The following is a 17,100-nucleotide window of genomic DNA, read 5'->3' as shown; positions in this document are numbered from 1 at the left end:
GCGGGCGCAACGCGAAGAGGCCGAGACCCGTGGCGCCCTCCAGGAAAGGGCGCCACGGTTCCCGGCGCTTGGGCGGGCGCCCCCACCCAGGGTCGCCCGGCCTCGCACCTCCGACCCCCATCGGGGGTGCGACAGTGCCGCCACAGCCATCCCCCACGGTTGGGTGCGGCGGGCACATTCACCATGGTGCGCGATCTCCATGGACGGCCAGTGACAGGAGTATGTCCAGTTCGTGGCGGATGGCGGAGCCCGGTCGGGGCCGGCGTCCGAGCGGTTCGTCCACCGGTCGGTCCGGTGTTCCGTCCAGTGGTTCGCCTGCGGTCGTGTCCCTGTCAGGAACGCCCCGGCGGCTGCCGGATCATCCCCGCGCGGCCGGTCGCCCGGACGGCGCGGCCCCGCCGGGCTCCTACGCCGCGTGCCCGTCCGTGCCGCGGCGTAGGCTGGAGACCCCCGGCCGCTCGGCGTGCCGGGCCGTTCGCGTTGCCCCGGTGGGCCGTTCGCCGCCCGGAGGCAGCACCAGCCACGGCACGAAGAAGAGACCCCAGATGAGTCTGACCGGACTGCTCGATGTCGTCGCGCGGGACGCGGCGCTCGCCGAGGCGATCGAGGCGGCCACCGCCACCGGAGCCGCGGCCGGCGGCCGCCGGCACCTGGACCTGGTCGGACCGCCCGCGGCCCGGCCGTTCGCCGTCGCCGCGCTGGCCCGCGCGCTGGCCGGCCGGGCGGCCGGTGAGCGGGGCCGTCCGGTGCTGGCCGTCACCGCGACCGGGCGGGAGGCCGAGGACCTGGCCGCCTCGCTGCGCTCGCTGCTGCCCGCCGACGCGGTCGCCGAGTACCCCGCCTGGGAGACCCTGCCGCACGAGCGGCTGTCGCCCCGCTCGGACACCGTCGGCCGCCGGCTGGCCGTGCTGCGCCGGATCGCGCACCCGCGGGCGGACGACCCGGCGGCCGGGCCGGTGCAGGTGATCGTCGCCCCGGTCCGCTCGGTGCTCCAGCCGCAGGTGAAGGGGCTGGCCGAGCTGGAGCCGGTGGCCGTCCGGCGCGGGGAGACCCACGACCTGGAGGAGGTCGCCCGCGGGCTCGCCGCGGCCGCCTACGCGCGGGTCGAACTGGTGGAGAAGCGCGGTGAGTTCGCCGTCCGCGGCGGCATCCTGGACGTCTTCCCGCCGACCGAGGAGCACCCGCTGCGGGTGGAGTTCTGGGGCGACGAGGTCGAGGAGATCCGCTACTTCAAGGTCGCCGACCAGCGCTCGCTGGAGATCGCCGAGCACGGCCTGTGGGCGCCGCCCTGCCGGGAGCTGCTGCTGACCGACCAGGTGCGCGCCCGGGCCGCCGAACTGTCGGCCCAGCAGCCCGGGTTGGCGGAGATCCTGGACAGGATCGCGGAGGGCATCGCGGTCGAGGGCATGGAGTCGCTGGCACCCGTGCTGGTGGACGACATGGAGCTGCTGCTCGACGTGCTGCCGCTCGGCTCGGTCACGGTGGTCTGCGACCCGGAGCGGGTCCGGACCAGAGCGGCCGACCTGGTGGCCACCAGCCAGGAGTTCCTCCAGGCCTCCTGGGTCGCGGCGGCCGCCGGCGGCGACCGGCCGATCGACCTGGAGGCCATCGACGTCTCCGCCGCCTCGCTGCGCTCGCTCGCCGAGGTGCGCGAGCACGCCGACGAGATCGGCCTGCCCTGGTGGTCCGTCAGCCCGTTCGCGACCAGCGAGTCGACGGTCGACGGCATCCTGGAGTTCGACGTCAACACGCTGACCCTCGGCATGCACGCCGTCGAGGCCTACCGGGGCGACACCGCCCGGGCGATCGCCGACGCCAAGGAGCGGCTGGCCGCCGACTGGCGGGTCGTCATGGTGACCGAGGGCCACGGCCCGGCCTCCCGGCTGGCCGAGGTGCTCGGCAACGAGGGCATCCCGGCCCGGCTGGTCGCCGACCTCGCCGAGGCGCCCACCCGGGACGTCGTGTACGTCTCCTGCGGCTCCATCGAGCACGGCTTCGTGGACGAGCGGCTCAAGCTCACCGTCATCACCGAGACCGACCTGTCCGGCCAGAAGTCCTCCACCAAGGACATGCGCCGGATGCCGTCCCGGCGCCGCAACGCGATCGACCCGCTGGCCCTGGCGGCCGGCGACTACGTGGTGCACGAGGCGCACGGCGTCGGCCGGTACGTCGAGATGGTGCAGCGCACCGTCCAGGGCGCCACCCGCGAGTACCTGGTGCTGGAGTACGCCCCCGCCAAGCGCGGCCACCCCGGCGACCGGCTGTTCGTGCCGACCGACCAGCTCGACCAGGTCACCAAGTACGTCGGCGGCGAGGCCCCGACGCTGCACCGGCTCGGCGGAGCGGACTGGGCCAAGACCAAGCAGCGGGCCAAGAAGGCGGTCAAGGAGATCGCCGCCGACCTGATCAAGCTGTACTCGGCCCGGATGGCCGCCCCCGGCCACACCTTCGGCCCGGACACCCCGTGGCAGCGCGAGCTGGAGGACGCCTTCCCGTACGCGGAGACGCCGGACCAGCTGACCACCATCGCCGAGGTCAAGTCGGACATGGAGAAGTCCGTCCCGATGGACCGGCTGATCTGCGGCGACGTCGGCTACGGCAAGACCGAGATCGCGGTGCGGGCCGCGTTCAAGGCGGTGCAGGACGGCAAGCAGGTCGCCGTGCTGGTCCCGACCACCCTGCTGGTGCAGCAGCACTTCTCCACCTTCGCCGAGCGGTACGCCAACTTCCCGGTCACCGTGAAGGCGCTGTCCCGCTTCCAGACCGACAGCGAGGCCAAGGCCGTCCTGGAGGGGCTGTTCGAGGGCTCGGTGGACGTCGTCATCGGCACCCACCGGCTGTTCTCCTCGGAGACCAGGTTCAAGGACCTCGGCCTGGTCATCGTCGACGAGGAGCAGCGCTTCGGCGTCGAGCACAAGGAGCAGTTGAAGAAGCTGCGCGCCAACGTGGACGTGCTCACCATGTCCGCGACGCCGATCCCGCGCACCCTGGAGATGGCCGTCACCGGCATCCGCGAGATGTCCACCATCACCACCCCGCCGGAGGAGCGGCACCCGGTGCTGACCTTCGTCGGGCCGTACGACGAGAAGCAGATCTCGGCCGCGATCCGGCGTGAACTCCTGCGCGAGGGCCAGGTGTTCTACATCCACAACCGGGTCGAGTCGATCGACAAGGCGGCCGCCCGGCTCAAGGACCTCGTCCCCGAGGCGCGGATCGCCACGGCGCACGGGCAGATGGGGGAGAACCAGCTGGAGAAGGTCGTCGTCGACTTCTGGGAGAAGGAGTTCGACGTCCTGGTGTCGACCACGATCGTGGAGTCCGGCATCGACATCTCCAACGCCAACACCCTGATCGTCGAGCGCGGCGACACCTTCGGCCTGTCGCAGCTGCACCAGCTGCGCGGCCGGGTCGGGCGCGGGCGCGAACGCGGCTACGCGTACATGCTGTACCCGCCGGAGAAGCCGCTCACCGAGACGGCCCACGAGCGGCTGGCCACCATCGCCCAGCACACCGAGATGGGCGCCGGCATGTACGTCGCCATGAAGGACCTGGAGATCCGCGGCGCCGGCAACCTGCTCGGCGGCGAGCAGTCCGGGCACATCGCGGGCGTCGGCTTCGACCTCTACATGCGGATGGTCGGCGAGGCGGTGGCCGAGTTCCGCGAGTCGCTGGCGAACGGCGGCGAGCCGGAGGAGGAGCCGCTGGAGGTGAAGATCGAGCTGCCGGTCGACGCCCACGTGCCGCACGACTACGCCCCCGGCGAGCGGCTGCGGCTGCAGGCCTACCGCTCGATCGCGGCGGTCAACTCGGAGGCGGACATCCAGCAGGTCCGGGACGAGCTGGCGGACCGCTACGGGAAGCTGCCCGAGCCGGTCGAGAACCTGCTGATGGTCGCCGGCCTGCGGCTGTACGCCCGCCGCTGCGGGATCTCGGACATCACCCTCCAGGGCTCCAACGTCCGCTTCGGCCCGGTGGAGCTGCGGGAGTCCCAGCAGCTGCGGCTGAACCGGCTCTACCCGCGCAGCCAGGTCAAGGCGGCGGCCCAGCAGCTCCTGGTGCCCCGGCCGAGCACCGGCCGGATCGGCGGCAAGCCGCTGGTCGGGCGCGAACTGCTCGGCTGGTGCACCGAGTTCCTGTCGGCCATGTTCGACGACCTGGCGGGGACGAAGAAGTAGCCCCCGGCGGCCGGCGGTGTTCAGGTCGGCGGCCGTCCACGGCGGTTCACGGCGGTTCCGGGCCCGGCCCGGGGCCGCCGTTCGGCCGCCGGCCACCGGCCGGGCCCGGGGTGCCCGCGGCGGGTAGGTTCGAGGGGTGACGACGAATGCTGTGCCGACGGACGCTCCGGGCGCGAAGTTGATCCTGCTGACCACCACCCACCGGGTGGCCCCCGGCCTGCTGGCGTGGCCGGCCTGGGAGGCGCTGCGGTCGGCCGGGCGGGTGCTGGTCGGGGACGAGGGGCACCCGCAGGTGCCGGCGGTGCGGCAGGCCGGGGTGGCGGTGGAGGTGGCGCCGGCCGGGTCGGCGCCGGCGCTGGCGCGGCTGCTGACCGGGCAGCCGGCCGGGGCGGGGGCGACGGTGTGGCTGGGCGGCCCGGACGGGGACCCGGGGCTGACGGACGCGCTGGCCCGGCTCGCGGTGGAGCACGCCGGGGAGGTGCCGGAGATCGAGGTGCTGCCCGGCTCGTACGACCTGCCGGGGGCGCGGCTGCTGGACCTCGCCTCGGTGATGGACCGGCTGCGCTCGCCGGGCGGCTGCCCGTGGGACGCCGAGCAGACCCACGAGAGCCTGGTGAAGTACCTGGTCGAGGAGGCCTACGAGCTGGTCGAGGCGATCGAGGAGGGGGACCGGGACGCGCTGCGCGAGGAGCTGGGCGACGTGCTGTTCCAGGTGTTCTTCCACGCCCGGGTCGCGGAGGAGCACCCGACCGATCCGTTCACGATCGACGACGTGGCCGGGGACATGGTCGAGAAGCTGCTGTACCGGCACCCGCACGTGTTCGGGGACGTCGAGGTGGCGGGCGCCGACGAGGCGGAGGCGAACTGGGAGCAGTTGAAGGCGGCCGAGAAGGCGGACCGGGAGTCCGTCCTGGACGGCGTGCCGGCCGGGCTGCCGGCGCTGGCGTACGCGGCGAAGCTGGTGTCCCGGGTGCGCCGGGCGGGCTTCGCGGGGGTGCCGGACGAGCCGTACGAGCTGCCGCGCGAGCTGACCGCCGAGTCGGCGGGCCGGCTGCTGCTGGCGGTGGCGCAGCGGGCGCACGACGCCGGGGTGGACGTGGACGCGGCGCTGCGCTCGGCCGCGCGCGGCTACCGGGACGCGGTGCGCGCGGCCGAGGGGCTCCGGCCGGAGTAGACCTCGGTGGCGGGGCGGCTCAGGCCGCCGTCGCCGTGCGCTCGGTGGCGCACCGCTGCGGCGGGACGAGCTCGCCGATCGCCTCGCCGATCAGGACGACCAGTTCGGCGAGGCGCTCCAGGTCGAGGTGGGCGGGCAGGTCGGCGAGGGAGACGATCCGCTCGCCCCTCGGCCCCGCCACGCAGAAGAGGTCGATCGGACCGAAGTGCTTCTCGGCGGTGTCGACCAGCGCGGCGACGTCGCTGGGCCGGCGGATGTCGCCGGAGACGCCGACCACGGGGCAGCCCGGCCGGTCGAGTTCGGAGGCGAGGTCCTCGGCGATGCCGACGTGGGTGTCGGCGATCAGCATCCCGGCGGTGCCGGCCGCGGTGAACCGGCGGGCGAGGTCGGCCCCCGAACCGCCCGCGAGTACCGCGATGACGACGACTGCTCCGCTGACCGTCATTGGTCCAGCTCCTCCCTGCGGGCGACACCGCACCGGCGCCCGCGCGTACTTCGGAGGATCGTAGGCAGGTCCTGACCCTCCGCAACAGGGATTACCCCTCAGGTGACCAGGCTCACGCCTGCCGCCCGGCCAAGAGCTGGCCAAGGCCCGTCCACGCACCGTCCACGGGCCGTCCACGGAGTGTCGGCGTTCCGCTCGCGCGCCGGTCACGGACGGTTCGCGCGGCGGTGGCCTCCGGCCGGCCGCGGGGGCGCGTGCGCCGGTGGTCCGGGCCCCTCCGGTCCAGCGGTTACGGTCGACCCATGCCAGCTCAGCCCGAGGGCGCCCAGCCCGCCGCCCAGCCCGACCCGCAGCTCTTCACCTGGGAGTTCGCCGCAGACCCGTACCCCGCCTACGCCTGGCTGCGCGAGCACGCCCCGGTGCACCGCACCACGCTGCCGAGCGGGGTGGAGGCCTGGCTGGTGACGCGCTACGCGGACGCCCGGCAGGCGCTCGCGGACGGCCGGCTCTCGAAGAACCCGGCGCACCACAGCGGGCAGGCGCACCGCACCGGCCGGGTGGGCATCCCGGGGGAGCGGCAGGCGGACCTGATGACCCACCTGCTGAACATCGACCCGCCGGACCACACCCGGCTGCGCCGCCTGGTGTCGAAGGCGTTCACGCCGCGCCGGGTGGCGGAGTTCGAGCCGCGGGTGCAGCAGCTCACCGACCGGCTGATCGACGGCTTCGCGCAGCGCGGTTCGGCGGACCTGATCCACGAGTTCGCGTTCCCGCTCCCCATCTACGCGATCTGCGACATGCTCGGCGTTCCCTCCGAGGACCAGGACGACTTCCGGGACTGGGCCGGAATGATGATCCGGCACGGGGGCGGCCAACGCGGCGGCGTGGGGCGGGCGGTGAAGCGGATGCGGGCGTACCTGCTGGAGCTGATCCACCGCAAGCGGGCGGACCTCGGGGACGACCTGATCTCCGGCCTGATCCGGGCGAGCGACCACGGCGAGCACCTGACCGAGAACGAGGCCGCCGCGATGGCCTTCATCCTCCTCTTCGCCGGGTTCGAGACGACGGTGAACCTGATCGGCAACGGGACGTACGCGCTGCTGCGCAATCCCGGGCAGCGGGCCCTGCTGCAGGAGTCGGTGGCCCGCGGCGAGACCGCGCTGCTGGAGACCGGGATCGAGGAACTCCTGCGCTACGACGGGCCGGTGGAGTTGGCGACCTGGCGGTTCGCGACCGCTCCGCTGACCATCGGCGGGGTGGAGATCCCGGTCGGGGACCCGGTGCTGGTGGTGCTGGCGGCGGCGGACCGCGATCCGGCCAGGTTCTCCGACGAGAACACCCTCGACCTGGCCCGGAGCGACAACCCGCACCTGGGGTTCGGGCACGGCATCCACTACTGCATCGGAGCCCCGCTGGCCCGGCTGGAGGGGCGGTCCGCGCTGGCCACGCTGCTTTCCCGGCTGCCGGATCTGCGGCTGGCCGAAAGCCCGGAGAATCTGCGCTGGCGGGGTGGCCTGATCATGCGTGGATTGCGCGAACTTCCGGTCGAATTCAGTCCGGAGCCCCGGTCGCCGCACAGTCGTCCTGAGGCCACGACACGCTGACGAAGCATCCGGAACCGGCCACCGGCGGTGGTATGAACGCTCATCAAACCGGACAAAGCCCCGCCGTTGGTAGGCGATCGAACACGGGCCGTAATTCTTGTGTGATGTCGGTGATATGAGCTTGTGATTCGTCTGAGGATCTGTCTAGTCTCCGTGGAGTTCGCAGCTGCGGACCTCGTGCGCGGACGCCGAATCCTGCCCGCCGCGTCACGGGAAACCGACCAGAACCCTGGGCAGGGGCGGGGGAACCAGGTTTGTTGCCGTTCCTCCACGGCTCGGGGTGAAGCCGCCCGCGCGGAATCGATTCCGCAGACGGCGGCCGGGCCACCTCCCGGTCCGAACCCGACAGCTCACCTCGCAGGCGTGCGGAGAGGGACCTTCATGCTGTTCGTTGGAACCGGCCGTCATCGCCGTCGCACCCAGGCCGAGAAGGCCATCGCCGTCGCCGGTGTGGCCGGCGTCGGACTCGCACTGCCGCTCCTCTCCGCCACCGGCGCCTCCGCCGCCCCGGCCTCCGTCTGGGACTCCGTCGCCCAGTGCGAGAGCGGCGGCAACTGGAGCATCAACACCGGCAACGGCTTCTCCGGCGGCCTCCAGTTCACCCCCAGCACCTGGAAGGCGTACGGCGGCACCGCGTACGCGGCGCAGGCCAACCAGGCCAGCAAGGGGCAGCAGATCGCCGTCGCCGAGAAGGTCCTCGCCTCGCAGGGCCCCGGCGCCTGGCCGGTCTGCTCCCAGAAGGCGGGCCTGAGCAAGGGCGGCGCCCCGGCCCAGGTGGACACCTCCTCGGACGCCAAGCCGCAGAAGCAGCAGGCCCAGAAGCAGGCACCCAAGCAGCAGGCCCCCAAGGCCGCCGCCAAGCCCGCCCAGCCGAAGCCGGTCCAGCAGTACGCGCCGAAGCACGCCGCGCCGAAGCAGGCCGAGCAGCCCGCCGCCCCGTCGGCGCAGCAGTACGCCCCCAAGCACGCCGCCCCGCGGGCCGCGCAGGCCCCGGCCGCCACGACCGGCCACGACTACACCGTCCGGGACGGTGACACCCTGTCGGGCATCGCCACCGCCCAGGGCGTGTCCGGCGGCTGGCAGGCGCTCTACGACGGCAACCGCACCACGGTCGGCGGCAACCCGGACATGATCGTGCCCGGCCAGGTCCTGCACCTGGGCTGAGCCGGACCGTTCCACGGAGAACGACACGCTGGACACGTAGGGGGCCGCGCCCGGCGGCCCCCTACGTCCGCGTTCGCCCGCCCCGATGGACGCCCCGGTGGGACGCACCGGGACGAGCAGGTGAACTACCGGTGGGTAGCCGGGCCACACGGTGAGACGCAGCCCGGGCCGAGGTGGCCCCGGGAGCCCGGGCGGTTAGGCTCTGGTCGTAACGACTCCGCAATCGTCCGGCCGACAGCACCACCCGCAGCCGGACCCTGCTTCCGCAAGGAGATGCTTCGTGCCGTCCATCGATGTCGTCGTAGCCCGTGAAATCCTCGACTCCCGCGGCAACCCCACGGTCGAGGTCGAGGTCGGCCTCGACGACGGCAGCACGGGTCGTGCCGCTGTTCCGTCGGGTGCCTCGACCGGCGCCTTCGAGGCGCTCGAACTGCGCGACGGCGACAAGAACCGCTACTTCGGCAAGGGCGTGGAGAAGGCCGTCCTGGCCGTCATCGAGCAGATCGGCCCGGAGCTGGTCGGCTACGACGCCACCGAGCAGCGCCTGATCGACCAGGCCATGCTCGACCTGGACGCCACCCCGGACAAGTCCTCGCTCGGCGCCAACGCCATCCTGGGCGTCTCGCTGGCCGTCGCGCACGCCGCCTCCGAGGCCAGCGACCTGCCGCTGTTCCGCTACCTGGGCGGCCCGAACGCCCACGTCCTGCCGGTCCCGATGATGAACATCCTCAACGGCGGCTCGCACGCGGACTCCAACGTCGACATCCAGGAGTTCATGATCGCTCCGATCGGCGCGGAGTCCTTCTCCGAGGCCGTCCGCTGGGGCGTCGAGGTCTACCACACCCTCAAGGGCGTGCTGAAGGAGCGCGGCCTGTCCACCGGCCTCGGCGACGAGGGCGGCTTCGCGCCGAACCTGGACAGCAACCGCGAGGCCCTGGACCTCATCACCGAGGCCATCCAGAAGGCCGGCTACGTGCCCGGCCGCGACATCGCGCTGGCCCTGGACGTCGCCGCCTCCGAGTTCTTCCAGGACGGCGCCTACCAGTTCGAGGGCAAGGCCCTGTCGGCCGCCGAGCTCATCGAGTACTACGCCGAGCTGGTCGCCTCCTACCCGCTGGTCTCCATCGAGGACCCGCTGGACGAGTCGGACTGGGACGGCTGGAAGGCCATGACCGTCAAGCTGGGCGACAAGGTCCAGCTGGTCGGCGACGACCTGTTCGTCACCAACCCGGCCCGCCTGGCCAAGGGCATCGAGACCGGCACCGCCAACGCGCTGCTGGTGAAGGTGAACCAGATCGGCTCGCTGACCGAGACCCTGGACGCCGTCGAGCTGGCCCAGCGCAACGGCTACCGCTGCATGATGTCGCACCGCTCCGGCGAGACCGAGGACGTCACCATCGCCGACCTGGCCGTCGCCACCAACTGCGGCCAGATCAAGACCGGTGCCCCGGCCCGCTCCGAGCGCGTCGCCAAGTACAACCAGCTGCTGCGCATCGAGGAGATCCTCGACGACGCCGCCGAGTACGCCGGCCGCGGCGCCTTCCCGCGGTTCAAGCACGAGGGCTGAGCGCGCCCGGGCCGGGCGGCGTCCGGCCCTGATCCCGGGGGCCCGCGGCCCCCGGTAGCGCACGCCTGACCGGTGCCCCGCCGCTCACCCCGTAGGGTGGACGGCGGGGCACCGTCGCGACCAGGAGGGGATACGGGAGATGGCTGGCTGGAGGATCCCGGGCTTGGCGGCCCGGCCTCGGTTCACGAGCCGGGCGACCGTCCTCGTCCTGGTGCTCTGCTCGCTGGTGGCGATCCTGGCCTACCCCACGCGGCAGTTCATCTCCCAGCGCGCCGAGATCTCCGCCCAGCGGGCGAAGGCCGACCACGCGCGCCAGCAGGTCGACCAGCTGCGCCGGGACAAGGCGCGCTGGCAGGACCCGGAGTACGTCAAGGCGCAGGCCCGCGCCCGGCTGCACTACGCGGTGCCGGGGGAGACCCCGTACATCGCGGTGGACCCGGCCGGGCCGGCCGCCCGGCCCTCCGCGCCGGCCGGTTCGGCCACCGCCGCCGCCGACGCGGCCGCCGGCCCGGCGAAGGCCGACAAGCCCTGGTACACCAGCATCTGGGACTCGGTGGACGCCGCCGACACCGTCGCGCTGGCCCCCGCCGCACCCCGTCCGCTCCCCCCGTCCTCCGTTGGAGACCCCACCCCCCATGACCACTGAGAACCACCCCGCCGTCTCCGACGCCGACGTCGCGGCCATCGCCGCCCAGCTCGGCCGGGTGCCGCGCGGCCTGCGCGGTGTGGCGCACCGCTGCCCCTGCGGCAACCCCGACGTCGTGGAGACGGCCCCCCGGCTGCCGGACGGCACGCCGTTCCCGACGCTGTACTACCTGACCTGCCCCAAGGCCGCCTCGCTGATCGGCACCCTGGAGGCGGAGGGCGTGATGAAGGACCAGACGGCCCGGCTCGCCGAGGACCCGGAGCTGGCCGCCGCCTACCAGAAGGCGCACGAGGACTACATCGCCCGGCGCGACGCGATCGAGGTGCTGGAGGGCTTCCCGAGCGCCGGCGGCATGCCGGACCGGGTGAAGTGCCTGCACGTGCTGGTCGGCCACTCGCTGGCGGCCGGAGAGGGCGTCAACCCGCTCGGTGACGAGGCGATCGGCATGCTGGAGGACTGGTGGGCCAAGGGCCCGTGCGTCTCCCCGGCGGAGGTCGAGGCGGCCGGTGACCGGGTGCTGCGCAACCGCGCCAAGGACCAGGACCACGAGGCCGTGATCGCGGCCAAGCAGCAGAAGACCGCCGAGCGGGCCGCGAAGAAGCGCGCCGCCGAGGACGGCACGGCGGGGCAGGACGCGACGGCGGAGCAGGAGTCCGAGTGAGCACGACCCGTGTGGCCGCGATCGACTGCGGCACCAACTCGATCCGGCTGCTGGTCGCCGACCTGGACCCGGAGACCGGCGAGATCACCGACCTCGACCGCCGCATGATCATCAACCGGCTGGGCCAGGGCGTGGACCGCACCGGCCGGCTGCACCCGGACGCGCTGGAGCGCACCTTCGCCGCCTGCCGCGAGTACCGGGAGGTCATCGCGGGCTTCGGCGTCGGCCCGGAGCGCACCCGCTTCGTCGCCACCAGCGCTTCCCGGGACGCCGAGAACAGCGACGAGTACGTCAAGGGCGTGCGCGACATCCTGGGCGTCGAGCCGGAGGTGGTGAGCGGCGAGGAGGAGGCGCACCTGTCCTTCGTCGGCGCCACCAAGGAGCTGGCCGGCGGGCCCTTCCCCGCCCCCTACCTGGTCTTCGACCTGGGCGGCGGCTCCACCGAGTTCGTGCTCGGCGGGGCGCAGGTCCAGGCGGCGCGCTCGGTGGACATCGGCTGCGTGCGGCTGACCGAGCGGCACTTCGACGGCGCGGAACTGCCCTCGCCGGAGCAGATCGCGCAGGCCCGGGCGCACGTGCGGGCCGAGCTGGACAAGGCCGAGGAGGTCGTCCCGCTGACCGGTGCGGCCACCCTGGTGGGCCTGGCCGGGACGGTCACCACGGTGTCCGCGATCGCCCAGGACCTGCCCGCCTACCAGTCGGAGCGGATCCACCACTCCCGGATCAGCCGCGAGCGGGTCGCCGAGATCGCCCGCGAGCTGCTGGCCGCCACCCATGCCGAGCGCGCGGCCATCCCGTCGATGCACCCGGGCCGGGTGGACGTGATCGCGGCGGGCGCGCTGGAACTGCTGGAGATCATGGACCGCACCGGCGCCGCCGAGGTGGTCGTGAGCGAGCACGACATCCTGGACGGCATCGCCTGGAGTACGGCCTCCTGACCGTCCGCAGGCCTTACTCCACCGGCCCCGGCGCCCCTTTCGGGGTGCCGGGGCCGGGGCGCGCCCGGGTGCGTGCGAGAACCTTCGTGAATTTCTTCACATGGCGATCCAGTCTTTCGTCGCACCCCGTGGCCCGCTACGCCCGAATTGTGAGACCGAAGGCCCTTCGGTCGTACGGCCCCTTGGATCGCAGGTCAGGCCTCGTTCAGGGTTTGAAAATCGAAATCACGAGCGGGAACCCGGGCGCTGTACGGATCGTTGCTGCTCAGCCGGGTAGTGCTCCGGCGCACGTTCACGAGGGGCCCCCGGGGCCCGTGAGCCGGTGCGCCGGGCCGGTTTTTGCGGGCGCGCAGTGTAGCACGGGGTGTCCATGAGTTTGTGACCGGGCTCACGAAGGCTGCTCCGGACGGTGCTGGATACTTTCGGATATGAGCACCACGGAGCGTCCTCGCATCCTCATTGTCGGCGGTGGTTACGTCGGCCTGTATGCCGCGATGCGCATCCTCAAGAAGATGCGCTACGGCGAAGCGACCGTCACGGTCGTCGACCCGCGGTCGTACATGACGTACCTGCCCTTCCTCCCCGAGGCGGCCGGCGGCAACGTCGCGCCCCGCAACCTCGTCGCGCCGCTGCGCAAGACCCTCAAGCAGGCGGAGGTGCTGACCGGGTCCGTCACCGGCATCGACCACGCCCGCAAGGTCGCGACCATCCAGCCGGCGGCCGGCGACAGCTACGAGCTGCCCTTCGAGTACCTGGTCGTCGCGACCGGCTCGGTCTCCCGCACCTTCCCGATCCCGGGTCTGGCGGAGAACGGCATCGGCATGAAGACGGTCGAGGAGGCCATCGGCCTCCGCAACCACGTCATGGCCCAGCTCGACAAGGCCGAGTCCACCTCGGACGAGGAGGTCCGCCGCAAGGCCCTGACCTTCGTCGTCATCGGCGGCGGCTTCGCCGGCATCGAGACGGTCGCCGAGGTCGAGGACATGGCCCGCGACGCGGCCAAGCTGTACAAGACCGTCAGCCGCGACGACATGCGCTTCGTCGTCGTCGAGGCGGCCAACCGCATCCTCCCCGAGATGGGCCCGGACCTCGGTCTGTGGACCAAGGAGAAGCTCGAGGAGCGCGACATCGAGGTCTACATCGAGACCTCGATGGACTCCTGCGTCGACGGCCACGTCGTGCTGAAGAACGGCATGGAGATGGACGCCGCCACCATCGTGTGGACGGCCGGCGTGAAGCCGAACCCGGTGCTGGCCAACTTCGGCCTGCCGCTGGGCCCGCGCGGCCACGTCGACACCGCGCCGACCCTCCAGGTCCAGGGCTTCGACTACGTCTGGTCCGCCGGCGACAACGCCCAGGTCCCGGACCTCGCCGCCGGCGAGGGCGCCTGGTGCCCGCCGAACGCCCAGCACGCCTGCCGCCAGGCCGTCGTCCTCGGTGACAACGTGATCTCCGGCATGCGGGGCTTCCCGCAGAAGGAGTACAAGCACAAGAACCTGGGTGCGGTCGCCGGTCTCGGCCTGCACAAGGGCGTGGCGATCCTCTTCGGCAAGTACAAGCTGAAGGGCCGTCCGGCCTGGTGGTTCCACCGCCTGTACCACGGCGCGATGGTCCCGACCTTCAACCGCAAGGTCCGCGTCTTCACCGACTGGACCCTCGCGATGTTCCTCAAGCGCGAGGCGGTCGGCCTCTCCCAGATGGAGAAGCCGCAGCTTCCGATCCAGGAGGTCACGCCGCCCACCAAGCCCGTCGAGGCCGCCAAGCCGGCCGCCGACAAGGAGCTCGCCAGCAAGTAAGCGACTGGACCCCGGTGTGGGAGCGCCGGGGTATGAGTCGGAGGCCCTCCGCCCGGCAGTGTCGCCGGACCACGACCTCCGTGGTGCTCAGCCGGCCGTGCGACCGGGCGGAGTACAGCAGTAGTGGAGCCCCTGCCGAGAACCCTCCGGCAGGGGCTCCTGCCGTTCCCCCGCGGTGCGTGCGCCCGCCCCCGGCCGCGGGTGCGACCGGGGGCGGGCGGAGCCGGCCGACGGGGCGTCAGTCGGTCTTGATGCTCGACAGGATGTCCAGCTTGGCGGCCCGGCGGGCCGGCCAGATCGCGGCCACCAGGCCGACCAGCCCGGCCAGGCCCAGGAAGAGCGCCAGCTGGCCGTACGGCAGGACGGTGGTCAGCCCGCTCAGGCTGGACTTGAGAGTCCCGTTGATCGCCCAGGCGATGAAGCAGCCGAGCAGCAGGCCGATCCCGGCGCCGAAGAGCGAGATCACCACCGACTCCAGCCGGACCATCCGCTTGATGCCGCTCCGGTCCAGGCCGATCGCCCGCAGCATCCCGATCTCGCGCTTGCGCTCGAAGACCGACATGGCCAGCGTGTTGATCACGCCCAGGACGGCGATCAGGACCGCCATGCCCAGCAGGCCGTACATCAGGTTCAGCGCGAAGGTGATGACCTGGCTGAACTGGTCCCGGACGTCCTGCTTGGACTTGACCTCGATCACCGGGTTGGCGCCCGTGGCGTCCTTGATCGACTGCTTGAGCCCGGCGGTGGCGCCGTCCTTGCCCTTGACCAGGACCTGGGGGACGTACGGCTTCGGCTCGTGCTTGGCGATCTCGCTGTTGGCCAGCAGGACCGGGCCGAGCATGCCGCCCTTCTCGTACACGCCGCCGACGGTGAGCTGACCGGTGGAGCCGTCCGGGTAGGAGACCGCCATCGTCGAGCCGGTGGTGACGTTGAACGTGGTGGCGACGTCCTGGTCCACCAGCAGCCGGCCCTGGCCGAGGCCGGCGGTGGAACCGCTGCTCAGCTTGATGTCGACGACCTGCTCCAGGACGGCCGGGTCGAGGCCGGTGATCTCCTTGTAGGTGCCGTTGAGCTTCCAGTCGGTGGAGGTCATCGGCGAGGAGGCGGCGACCCCGGGGGCCTTGGCGATCTGGGCGGGCACCTGCTCGGAGAGGCCCATCCGGTTGGCGGCCGAGACGAGGTAGTCGGCCTTCATCGACTTGGTGACGGCCCGGTCGATGGTGTCCCCGACCGAGGTGCCGATCACGGTCAGACCGGTGACCAGGGTCAGTCCGATGGTGAGCGCGGCGGCGGTGGCCGCGGTGCGGCGCGGGTTGCGCACCGCGTTCTGCTGGGCGAGCTTGCCGGGAGTGCCGCCCAGCCCCCGCAGCAGCGGGCCGACCAGGGCGACCACCGGGCGCGAGAGCAGCGGAAGCAGCACGAACACGCCGATCAGGGCCAGGAAGGCACCCGCGCCGACCGGCATCCGGCCGCTGTCGTTGCCGGTGGAGGCGCCGTAGGCGATCAGCGCCAGGCCGCCGCCGGCGAGCACCGAACCGATGCTGTTGCGGACCACCAGGCTCTTCTGACTGGTCGGCTGGTCGCCGCTGCTCATCGCCGCCACCGGCGCGATCCGGGCGGCCCGCACGGCCGGCAGCAGGGCGGACAGGACCGTCACCAGGACGCCCACCACGAGGGTCACCACGACGGTCATCGGCTTGATCACCAGCGCGCCGCTCGGCATGTTCTCGTCCAGCGAGCCGATCAGCGACTGCATCCCGGCGCCGATCCCGACCCCGGCCAGCAGGCCGGCCGCCGCCGAGACGGTGCCGATCAGCAGCGCCTCGATCAGCACCGAGCGGGTCACCTGCTTGCGGCTCGCGCCGATCGCCCGCAGCAGCGCGAGCTCCTTGGTGCGCTGGGCGACCAGCATGGTGAAGGTGTTGGCGATGATGAAGATGCCGACGAAGAGCGAGATGAAGGCGAAGACCAGCAGCATGGTGCGCATGCTGTCGGTGCCCTTGGTGATCTGCGCCTGCTCGTCCGCCTGCAGCTTGGCGCCCGTCTCGACGTCGAAGTGCTGGGCGGCCGGGAGCTTCGACTCGACCTGGGCGAGCAGCGCGTCCTGGGAGGTGCCGGGCTTGGCGGTGAGCACGACGCTGCTGTAGCGGCCCGGCTCCAGCAGCGTCTGCTGGGCGGTGGCCCGGTCGAACAGGGTGAGGGTGCCGCCGGTGTTGACCACCGGGTCGTCGGTGGTGAAGACACCGGTGAGCTTCGCCTCGATCACCGGACCGTTGGCGGCCACCCGGACGGTGTCGCCGACCTTGTAGCCCGCCTTGTCGGCGGTCCTGCGGTCGAGGGCGACCTCCTTGGCGTTCTTCGGCCCCTGACCCTCGGTCATCGGGTAGCGCGGGTCCCGGCCGTCCTGGCCCGGGGCGAAGTTGGCGCCCTTGGCCGACCAGACCTGGCCGATCAGGTTGCCCTTCTTGTCGGCGACCCCGGTGAAGCCGCCGGCCACGCCGCGCGCGCTCGCCGTGCCGGGCAGTCCGGCCAACTGCTGGACGGTGTCGTCGGTGAGGCCGGCGCCGGCCTCGCTCTTCTGCTTGGCCGAGGCGCCGGAGCCGGCCGCGCGGTCCACGACCTGGACGGCGACGTCCGAGTAGCTCTTGGAGTTGCTGTCCCGCAGGGCCTTGCCGAAGGTGTCGGAGAAGACCATGGTGCCGGCGACGAAGGCGGTGCCGAGCATGACGGCCAGCGCCGTCATCAGCAGTCGGCCCTTGTGGGCCAGCACATTGCGCAGTGCGGTGCGATACATGAGGTGTCCTGGGGAGGTTCGAGGGCTTCGGTCGGCTCGCTGGCTCAGCTGGTGCGGCCCTTGGCGTCGAAGCGGCGCATGCGGTCCAGGACGGTGTCGGCGGTGGGGTTGTGGAGTTCGTCGACGATCTTGCCGT

General features: G+C 72.4%; 10 protein-coding genes, 2 pseudogenes and 1 riboswitch. Of the genes and pseudogenes, 9 read left to right on the top strand and 3 right to left on the bottom strand.

The genetic code is table 11. From position 1 onward, the window contains the following. Positions 1–545: 545 nt before the first annotated feature. Together mfd and ACFXOZ_RS08900 are read left to right on the top strand one after the other, a co-directional pair. Positions 546–4,175, top strand: coding sequence for a transcription-repair coupling factor (gene mfd / locus ACFXOZ_RS08905; RefSeq protein WP_375884500.1), 3,630 nt, complete (start codon positions 546–548; stop codon positions 4,173–4,175). A gap of 136 nt (positions 4,176–4,311) precedes the next feature. Further along, on the top strand, positions 4,312–5,349 hold the full coding sequence (locus tag ACFXOZ_RS08900; protein ID WP_375884502.1) for a MazG family protein: 1,038 nt from the start codon (positions 4,312–4,314) through the stop codon (positions 5,347–5,349). A 19-nt stretch (positions 5,350–5,368) separates the two neighbouring features. Here ACFXOZ_RS08900 and ACFXOZ_RS08895 read toward each other — a convergent pair whose 3' ends face one another. After that, positions 5,369–5,794 carry an SDR family NAD(P)-dependent oxidoreductase gene (locus ACFXOZ_RS08895; protein ID WP_375884505.1) on the bottom strand — a complete coding sequence of 142 codons (426 nt, stop codon included), beginning with the start codon at positions 5,792–5,794 and terminating at the stop codon, positions 5,369–5,371. Positions 5,795–6,096: 302 nt separating this feature from the next. On the opposite strand from ACFXOZ_RS08895, the gene ACFXOZ_RS08890 reads away from it, so the two are divergent. From ACFXOZ_RS08890 to ACFXOZ_RS08860, 7 genes and pseudogenes are all read left to right on the top strand, one after another. Then, positions 6,097–7,398 carry a cytochrome P450 gene (locus ACFXOZ_RS08890; protein WP_375884508.1) on the top strand — a complete coding sequence of 434 codons (1,302 nt, stop codon included), beginning with the start codon at positions 6,097–6,099 and terminating at the stop codon, positions 7,396–7,398. A gap of 209 nt (positions 7,399–7,607) precedes the next feature. Beyond that, positions 7,608–7,778, top strand: a riboswitch (cyclic di-AMP (ydaO/yuaA leader). Between the two features lies 1 nt (position 7,779). Further along, on the top strand, positions 7,780–8,562 hold the full coding sequence (locus ACFXOZ_RS08885) for a transglycosylase family protein (RefSeq protein WP_380588701.1): 783 nt from the start codon (positions 7,780–7,782) through the stop codon (positions 8,560–8,562). 280 nt (positions 8,563–8,842) lie between these two features. Then, positions 8,843–10,129: a phosphopyruvate hydratase gene (gene eno / locus ACFXOZ_RS08880; RefSeq protein WP_375884514.1), complete on the top strand. Its 1,287-nt coding sequence runs from the start codon at positions 8,843–8,845 to the stop codon at positions 10,127–10,129. Between the two features lie 163 nt (positions 10,130–10,292). After that, positions 10,293–10,775 carry a septum formation initiator family protein gene (locus ACFXOZ_RS08875; protein WP_375884516.1) on the top strand — a complete coding sequence of 161 codons (483 nt, stop codon included), beginning with the start codon at positions 10,293–10,295 and terminating at the stop codon, positions 10,773–10,775. Beyond that, a pseudogene (locus ACFXOZ_RS08870) lies at positions 10,747–11,283 on the top strand (DUF501 domain-containing protein); the annotation flags it as partial. The gene ACFXOZ_RS08875 and the pseudogene ACFXOZ_RS08870, both read left to right, overlap by 29 nt. 149 nt (positions 11,284–11,432) lie before the next feature. After that, entirely contained in the window at positions 11,433–12,374 is a 942-nt protein-coding gene (locus ACFXOZ_RS08865; RefSeq protein ID WP_380397637.1) for an exopolyphosphatase, read from the top strand. A 428-nt stretch (positions 12,375–12,802) separates the two neighbouring features. Then, entirely contained in the window at positions 12,803–14,170 is a 1,368-nt protein-coding gene (locus ACFXOZ_RS08860; RefSeq protein ID WP_350509113.1) for an NAD(P)/FAD-dependent oxidoreductase, read from the top strand. 238 nt (positions 14,171–14,408) lie between these two features. Here ACFXOZ_RS08860 and ACFXOZ_RS08855 read toward each other — a convergent pair whose 3' ends face one another. Together ACFXOZ_RS08855 and ACFXOZ_RS08850 are read right to left on the bottom strand one after the other, a co-directional pair. Further along, complete coding sequence (locus ACFXOZ_RS08855; RefSeq protein ID WP_380588698.1) at positions 14,409–16,964, bottom strand: ABC transporter permease; 2,556 nt, start codon at positions 16,962–16,964, stop codon at positions 14,409–14,411. A 44-nt stretch (positions 16,965–17,008) separates the two neighbouring features. Continuing rightward, a pseudogene (locus ACFXOZ_RS08850) lies at positions 17,009–17,100 on the bottom strand (ABC transporter ATP-binding protein); the annotation flags it as partial.

It is taken from the genome of Kitasatospora sp. NPDC059160, from assembly GCF_042755465.1.
Taxonomy (GTDB): Bacteria; Actinomycetota; Actinomycetes; order Streptomycetales; family Streptomycetaceae; genus Kitasatospora.
Note: the sequence above shows the minus strand (reverse complement) of the source record. Positions and strands in the feature narration are given on the sequence as shown.